General features: G+C 61.8%; 7 protein-coding genes and 1 tRNA gene. 3 read left to right on the top strand and 5 right to left on the bottom strand.

Annotation, left to right across the window (positions count from 1 at the left end; genetic code table 11):
* Positions 1-156: 156 nt before the first annotated feature.
* Positions 157-241: transfer RNA gene (locus tag V6K60_RS04585), tRNA-Ser, on the bottom strand.
* A gap of 39 nt (positions 242-280) precedes the next feature.
* Entirely contained in the window at positions 281-1,366 is a 1,086-nt protein-coding gene (locus tag V6K60_RS04580) for a hypothetical protein (protein WP_332449332.1), read from the bottom strand.
* Positions 1,367-1,394: 28 nt separating this feature from the next.
* Here V6K60_RS04580 and V6K60_RS04575 point away from each other — a divergent pair, with 28 nt between their 5' ends.
* Positions 1,395-2,381 (top strand): archaeosine biosynthesis radical SAM protein RaSEA, encoded by a 987-nt coding sequence (locus V6K60_RS04575; protein ID WP_332449331.1) that lies wholly within the window; start codon positions 1,395-1,397, stop codon positions 2,379-2,381.
* Here V6K60_RS04575 and V6K60_RS04570 read toward each other — a convergent pair.
* The 3 genes from V6K60_RS04570 to V6K60_RS04560 all read right to left on the bottom strand — a co-directional run bounded on the left by V6K60_RS04570 (position 2,378) and on the right by V6K60_RS04560 (position 5,181).
* Positions 2,378-3,607, bottom strand: coding sequence for an ornithine cyclodeaminase (locus V6K60_RS04570; protein ID WP_332449330.1), 1,230 nt, complete (start codon positions 3,605-3,607; stop codon positions 2,378-2,380). The genes V6K60_RS04575 and V6K60_RS04570 overlap by 4 nt on opposite strands.
* Before the next feature lie 123 nt (positions 3,608-3,730).
* On the bottom strand, positions 3,731-4,336 hold the full coding sequence (locus V6K60_RS04565; RefSeq protein WP_332449329.1) for an NTP transferase domain-containing protein: 606 nt from the start codon (positions 4,334-4,336) through the stop codon (positions 3,731-3,733).
* Positions 4,324-5,181, bottom strand: coding sequence for a pyridoxal phosphate-dependent aminotransferase (locus tag V6K60_RS04560; RefSeq protein WP_332449328.1), 858 nt, complete (start codon positions 5,179-5,181; stop codon positions 4,324-4,326). Before V6K60_RS04560 ends, V6K60_RS04565 begins: the two co-directional genes overlap by 13 nt.
* A 341-nt stretch (positions 5,182-5,522) precedes the next feature.
* On the opposite strand from V6K60_RS04560, the gene V6K60_RS04555 reads away from it, so the two are divergent.
* A complete protein-coding gene (locus V6K60_RS04555; RefSeq protein WP_332449334.1) occupies positions 5,523-5,699 on the top strand; it encodes a ribbon-helix-helix domain-containing protein in 177 nt (58 codons plus the stop codon).
* Positions 5,700-5,709: 10 nt separating this feature from the next.
* Positions 5,710-6,831 carry a cell division protein FtsZ gene (gene ftsZ / locus V6K60_RS04550; protein WP_332449327.1) on the top strand — a complete coding sequence of 374 codons (1,122 nt, stop codon included), beginning with the start codon at positions 5,710-5,712 and terminating at the stop codon, positions 6,829-6,831.
* Positions 6,832-6,959: the final 128 nt, after the last annotated feature.

Raw genomic sequence — 6,959 nt, 5'->3', positions numbered from 1 at the left:
TACCCGGACCAGGAGGCCGGAATGGCAGAGAACCGGGAGTACTTTGCCGAGATCGTGCGGGCGAACCGCGACTGGCGGCCGGACGACTACGAGCGTTGGGTGCGGGCGGGCTGGATCAGGGAGGAGTGAGACGGCGGTTATGAACAAAACAGATGACGCCGGGAGGGAGATTTGAACTCCCGAGGTGCCAGGCACCAGAGGCTTTCAAGGCCCCCGCCTTCCCGGACTAGACTATCCCGGCTCGTCGTTATCTATTGGGTCGCCGGATAAAAAAGGTTGTTCATCCCCGGCGCGCGAGGACGACGACGAGAAGCGCGAGCAATGCCAGCGCCGCCGGGATCGGTGCGGCCTGGGCGGGGGTGGGGGTCGCGTCCCCGAAGAGACCGGGTGCGGCCTGGCTCACCCTGACCGAGTCGGCATTCGAGGCCGAGACCTGGACCGTTCCGCTGTCGTTGTAACTCATGGGATAGACCTTGACATAGACCGTCCCACCATGTGCGGCAAACTCCGCGGTCTCCGCCTCAAGCATACCCTTGTTGTTCACTTTGTGGGAGACGTTCTCCTCGTCGATGTACTCGACCACCCAGTCGATCCCGGCCGACGTCGCAATCATCACGGCGCCGCTCCTGGTGTCGATCTCGAAGTATGCCGGGGCGGAGCGTGTCGCGGGGGCACTGGCGGAGATCATCGCCGGCGTCGGCGTGGGATCCGGCGAGCCCGCCACCACAAACGTCACGGTGTCGATGTAACCCTTCGCATCGGAGAAGACGACCTCATAAGAGCCTCCTTCGGGTATGGGGACCGCCCTGGAGAACGCTCCGTTCGCATCGGTCCGGATATACTCCGGCCCGAAGACGGTGGCGGCATTATGCTTGACCTCGACCCGGACGCCCGCATCGCCGATCCCGCTGACCGTACCCTGAAGATCGAGGCTGCCGTCGAAGTTCTGGCTGGTCGGGGACTGCATCACGACGCTCTCAGATCGGTCGACCAGGGTGACGGTCTGCCGGCTCTTCGAACTGCCCCCGAAGGTGGTCTGCGTGGGATCGATCAGTTCCAGCGAGTAGGTCCCTGGTTTCAGGCCTTCGGTATCGAACTTCGCGGAGAACGAACCGTCCTCCTGGACGACGATGGTCTGTCGGGCTATCTGGCTCTTCGTGTGCTGGGCATAGTACAGGACGATCTCCGTGCTGAACCCGGCTTTGAGCGTGGGACCGGGGAGACCCGCTATGACCGTGGTGCCGGTGACTTCGAGCGAGTCGCCGACGTACACCGTCTGTGGAGCACTGAATGTGACATACGCGGCCGATGCCGTACTGACAAGCACCATCGCAGCGATGAGTGTCAGCCATGCGATCCTTTTCATATCAGTACATCAACGAATATGAGGTATAATGCTATCCAAATCGATTGAGAAGCCGCTGGCGTCCTGGCGGGGGAAAGACCGCTACGAGGGGCAGGTCCTCGATACGCTGACGGTAATCTTCCGGAGCGGGGGCTGTTCCTGGAACCGATGCCGGATGTGCGGTTACCGGCACGAGCGCTACCCGGACCTCCCCTCAGACGAACTCGCCGACCGGCTGATCCGTCAGGTCCGCTGGGTCAAAGAGAACTTCCGGGACGATGATTACCAGGTCCTGAAGGTCTTCACATCGGGAAGTTTCTTTGATCCCGACGAAGTTCCTCCCGCCGCCCGGCGCGCCGTCGCGGAGGCGTTCCGGGGCAAGATGGTGATCGCCGAGACCAGGCCCGAATACGTCGAGCACGAGCCGCTCGAGGAGTTCCGGGAGGGGATCGACACCGGCGACTGGGCCAGAGCGCTCACCGTCGCCGTGGGCCTGGAGACCACGAACGACGCCATCCGGGAGAAGAGCATCGACAAGGGATTCACGTATGCCGACTTCCTCAACGCCGCAGGGGTCGCGCACGCGGCCGGGGCCGGCGTGAAGGCCTACCTGCTAATGAAACCGCCGTTCCTGACCGAGCGCGAGGCCCGCGACGACATGGTGCGCTCCATCAGGGACGTCGCATCCGTTGCCGACAGCATCTCCATGAACCTCTGCACCGTCCAGAGCAGGACCGAGGTCGAACGCCTCTGGAAGCAGCACGCCTACCGCCCGCCGTACCTCTGGAGCGTCCTCGACGTGCTGATCGCTTCACCAGTGCACGTTCTCTGCGACCCCGTCGGCGGCGGCCAGACCCGGGGGCCGCACAACTGCGGTTCCTGCGACGGCCCGATCGTGAAGGGGATCGGCGACTACTCGCTGACCGAAGACGTCGGGCTCCTGCGCGCCCTCGCCGAGACGGAGTGTGGGTGCAAAGAAGAGTGGGAGTTCGTGCTGGACCACGAAGAGCCGTTCTGTATGCCGCTTACCCGCTAACACCCTTTCTGTTCCTCCAGCTGCTTGGCGAGCAGCGGGAGGAACGTTCCGGCGTCGCTCACGACACCGATCGCCTGGGTCGTGCCCCGATCCATCAGTTTCGTCACCGATGCGGGATTGATATCGACGCAGACGGTCTTGACGTATGAGGGGAGGCAGTTTCCGACGGCGATCGAGTGGAGGAGCGTTCCGACCATCACCACCATCCCGACGTCGTGGAGGTGATGACGCATGGTGTCCTGCGCCACCACGACGTCCGTGATCGTGTCGGGGAGCGGTCCGTCGTCCCGGATGGAGCCGGCGAGCACGAACGGGATACCTGCCTTCACGCACTCGTACATGATCCCCCCGGTGACGATGCCCTGGTCGACCGCGTTCTTGATGGAGCCCGCACGCATGATCTCGCTGATGGCATAGATGTGGTGCTTGTGCCCCCCGGTGACGAGCGTGCCTGTCCTGACGTTCATCCCGAGCGACGTGCCGAAGAGGTTCGACTCGATATCGTGAGTGGCAAGCGCGTTCCCCGCAAAGAGCACGTCGATGTAGCCCTCACGGATCATCTTCGCAAGGGCGTCGGCCGCTCCCGTGTGGACGATGGCCGGGCCGCCGACGAGCGCGATCTTCTCCCCGGTCTTCTTCATCTCCAGGATCTCGCGGGCGATCTTGGCGATGATCGCCTCGCTCGGCCGTTCCGATGAAACGGTCCCGTGCATGAACTCGAACGTGCTGACCTGCCTCGGCCGCTCGGGGTAGACCACCCTGACCCCGGCCTCGCTGACGACGACGAGATCGCCGGCCTTGATCTTCGATATCGGGGTGCAGACCGCCCGCGTCTCCTTCTCGTCGACCACGATATGGCAGTCCATCTCGATACGCTCGACGGGCAGCCAGTCGTCCCGGTATTTTATAAAGGTCGGGTGGTTGGTCGTCGAGTAGAATCCTTTCGGCAGGATGCGGTCGCCCTCTGCCGGTACGAGGGTGACGTCGCTGATCTCGGGGGTGCGTGCGCCGAGCCGGTGCAGTTCGGAGAGGATAGCATCGAGTTGCCGTTCAGTGGGTCCCGCCACGCGCAGCCGCGCGTAACTGGTGTCCGTCTTCTGCTTCCCGACATCGAATGTGAGGATCTCGAATTCGCCCCCCATATCCATGATCCTATCAAACACCAGGGTCATAACGCCTGAATCGATGATATGGCCCTCTAGTTCGATTTCCCGGCAGAATTCCATGCATAAGAGTTGGTGATAGTCCGATAATACAGTTTCTCCCGGGAAAGGAGGTGTGGAAAACGATGCACCCGCAAGAGAACCACGAGAAGACCGGAGGTCTGTGAGTCCAGAACCTGCCGGTTGCTACGAAACCCGTTTTCGGCGGAGATACTCCTGCACCAGCGCCAGTTCTTCGCGCGTGTTGATGTTGAAGGCGAGCCTCCGGTCGTGCAGGAGGAGCCACAGTTCTTCCTGGGGGGCGTCGAGATCGCCTGCCGTCAGGATGTTGATCCCGGCAGGAACGGCCGGCGTGCCGTCGACAACCTCCTCATACTGTGTACGGCAGCCATGCTCTTCGCAGAGGTCGCGGGGCACCCACGTCGAGCATGCCGGCACCCCCGCCCGGCGCCATGCATCTTCGACGGCGGCGACGATATCGGGCGCAAGGCAGGGGAGGTCGGAGACGCAGGTGAAGAACGGTGCTCCCCTCTCCCCGAGAACCTCCGCCGCCGCACCGATATCCTCGACGTAGCCGAGCCCTTCGGCTTCGTAGAGCGTGATCCCCATTGCCCGGCACCAGTTCCTGGTGAACGGCGTCCGGTGCGAGGCGACCACGACCACCTCGTGACCTGCCGACGAGAAGGCATCGATGACGTAGGAGAGCATCGGCCGTCCGCAGACCGTGACGAGCGGTTTTTCGCCCATCCGGAGCCGGGACCCCTGTCCCCCGGCCATGATCAGGGCAAGCATGCTTCAAGCGCCTCGATGAGTTGGTGGTTCTCCTCCCGGGTCCGCACAGCCACACGGATGTGCCGGGGAAGCCCGAACGACCGGCAGTCCCTGACAAGGATGCCGCGCGAGAAGAGCCGTTCCGCGAGCACCTCCGCCTCCATCGGGACTTCTATCAGGATGTAGTTCGCGGACGGAGGCTCATAGGCGAGGCCGAGGTTCTCCAGGCGGCCGGAGAGCCAGCTCCGCTCCCGGGCGAGCCTCTCCCGAGAGCATTCGAGGTCCTCGTAGTGCCGGAAAGCCTCGATCGCAAAGGCCTCGGCGAACGCGTTCACCGTCCAGGGAAGGCGTACGGTCTCCACCCTCTCAACCAGTTCGGGCTCGCCGAACCCGTAGCCGAACCGTATGCCCGGCACGGCGAAGCTCTTCGTCAGGGAGCGCAGGACGAAGAGGTTCTCGTGGGAGACGTCGGCGAGGCTCTGGCGAGGGTCGGAGAGTTCGATGAAGGCTTCGTCGAGGAAGAGGCACGCCCCCTGCCCGGCGGTCCTCTCAAGCAGCCTGAGGAGTTCCGGGCGGGTCTTCAGCAGACCGGTCGGGTTGTTCGGGTTGCAGAGGAACCGGACGGCAGCCCCGTTCTCATCGGCGGTGCACCGGGCACCGGCAAGCCTCACCGCCATCTCGTACTCGGCAAACGTCGGGGGCCTGATACAGGCGGTATCCCCGTCTCCGAGCATGGCAGAACAGAACGCGCGGATAAGTTCAACGGATCCGTTCCCGACGGTGATTTCTGACGGATCGCGCCCGAATGTCCTGCCGATCACCTCTTTGAGCGTCTCATACCGGTCGTCGGGGTAATCTTTCAGCACCGAGAGATCCGGTGTCCAGGGTATCCGGGGGGGATACGGGTTCACATTAGCGCTGAAGTCCAGCAGTTCGCCTCTCTCTCGGGTGCGATGCCAGCGCACCCGACCACCATGTTCCATCTTTGGGGGGAGATCTTCTCTCATATTCGTGGCAATCCTATGGAGGTACGTTGTCGGCTGCTATCCATAAAACCGTTATGTCAGACGTGGAGTCGTTTCAGAAGATATTTATACAATACGAATGTTATTATGCCTTATCTGATACGGTCAGACAAAAAGATAACGATTGTCTGACAAATAGCAGACATCCGGCTGCTAAATGTCAGATATGAGTGATTGAAATGATGGATCGGATAACTATCAGATTACCACGGCAACAGGTTGAAATGCTCGAGAAGTTGGTGGAAGCCGGCGAGTTCCCCACGGTATCGGAGGCTGTGCGGTATTCCGTCAGGGCGCTTCTCGAAAGGCATGGAGACCGTGTCCTGCGTGAGGCCGATCAGATTTCATTCCAGGTTTAGGAGGTATTCAATGCAGACAATCATCAATGAGGCTTTGAAACACGCAGAACGTGAGAGGTGCCTCAAGACAGACTCGATCGATGAGGACGACATCCTCGGTCAGCCACGGATCGTCATCGTAGGGTGCGGCGGCGCCGGCAACAACACGGTCAACCGGCTTTACCACATGCAGGTCAGCGGTGCGGAGACGATCGCGATCAACACGGACAAGCAGCACCTTGACATGATCCAGGCGGACAAGCGGGTTCTTGTCGGCAAGTCGCTCACCAAAGGCCTTGGCGCCGGTGGGTTCCCCGACGTCGGCAGGCGCGCAGCCGAGATGGCCCGGCCGACCCTGGAGACCCTGCTCGCGGACGCGGACCTCGTCTTCATCACTGCCGGTATGGGTGGAGGTACCGGTACGGGAACGGCCCCGGTCGTTGCACAGATCGCAAAAGAACAGGGCGCAATCGTCGTCGGCATGGTCAGTTACCCCTTCCAGGTCGAGAAAGCCCGCCTTCTCCGCGCGGAAGAAGGACTTGAACAACTCTCTGCTGCTGCCGATTCGGTGATCGTGCTCGACAACAACCGCCTCATCAAGTTCGTGCCGAACCTGCCGCTCGGCCAGGCGTTCTCGGTGATGGACCAGCTCATCGCGGAGACCGTCAAGGGCATCAGTGAGACGATCACCGAACCCTCGCTCATCAACATCGACTACGCAGATGTCCGTGCCATCATGAGCAAGGGAGGCGTCGCCGTGATGCTCGTCGGAGAGAGCAAACAGCAGAACAAGGCTGAGAGCGTCGTCCACGAGTGCTTGAACCACCCCTTGCTCGACATCGACTACCGGGGAGCAACCGGGAGCCTCATCCACATCACGGGTGGGAACGACCTGACCCTCCAGGACGCCGAAGAGATCGCGAGTTCCCTGACCTACGAACTCGACCCGCACGCGGACGTCATCTGGGGAGCGCGGGTGAACAGCGATTATGAGGGGAGAGTTCGCGTCATGGCAGTCATGACCGGCGTGAAAAGTGCACAGATCCTCGGGAGCCACCGTGCCTACGAACCGGCAACACAGCGGTCCAGCGCACCTGCCGGCAGGCGCATGGCCGGAGACGCCCCAAGCGGGCACCTCATCGATTTCCTCTAAATAACCCATACCCCCTTTACATCTTTTCACGAGGGTCGGCCGGCGGCGGGCGTGCCTCCCCGGCCCTCTACGAAATACTTAATAGTACGGATGACGTTTGAAATATAGACGTTCTTGTATAATCCCTC

It is taken from the genome of Methanoculleus sp. (assembly GCF_036677455.1).
In the GTDB taxonomy this organism is placed as follows: domain Archaea; phylum Halobacteriota; class Methanomicrobia; order Methanomicrobiales; family Methanoculleaceae; genus Methanoculleus.
This window is presented reverse-complemented; position numbering and strand designations above follow the sequence as displayed.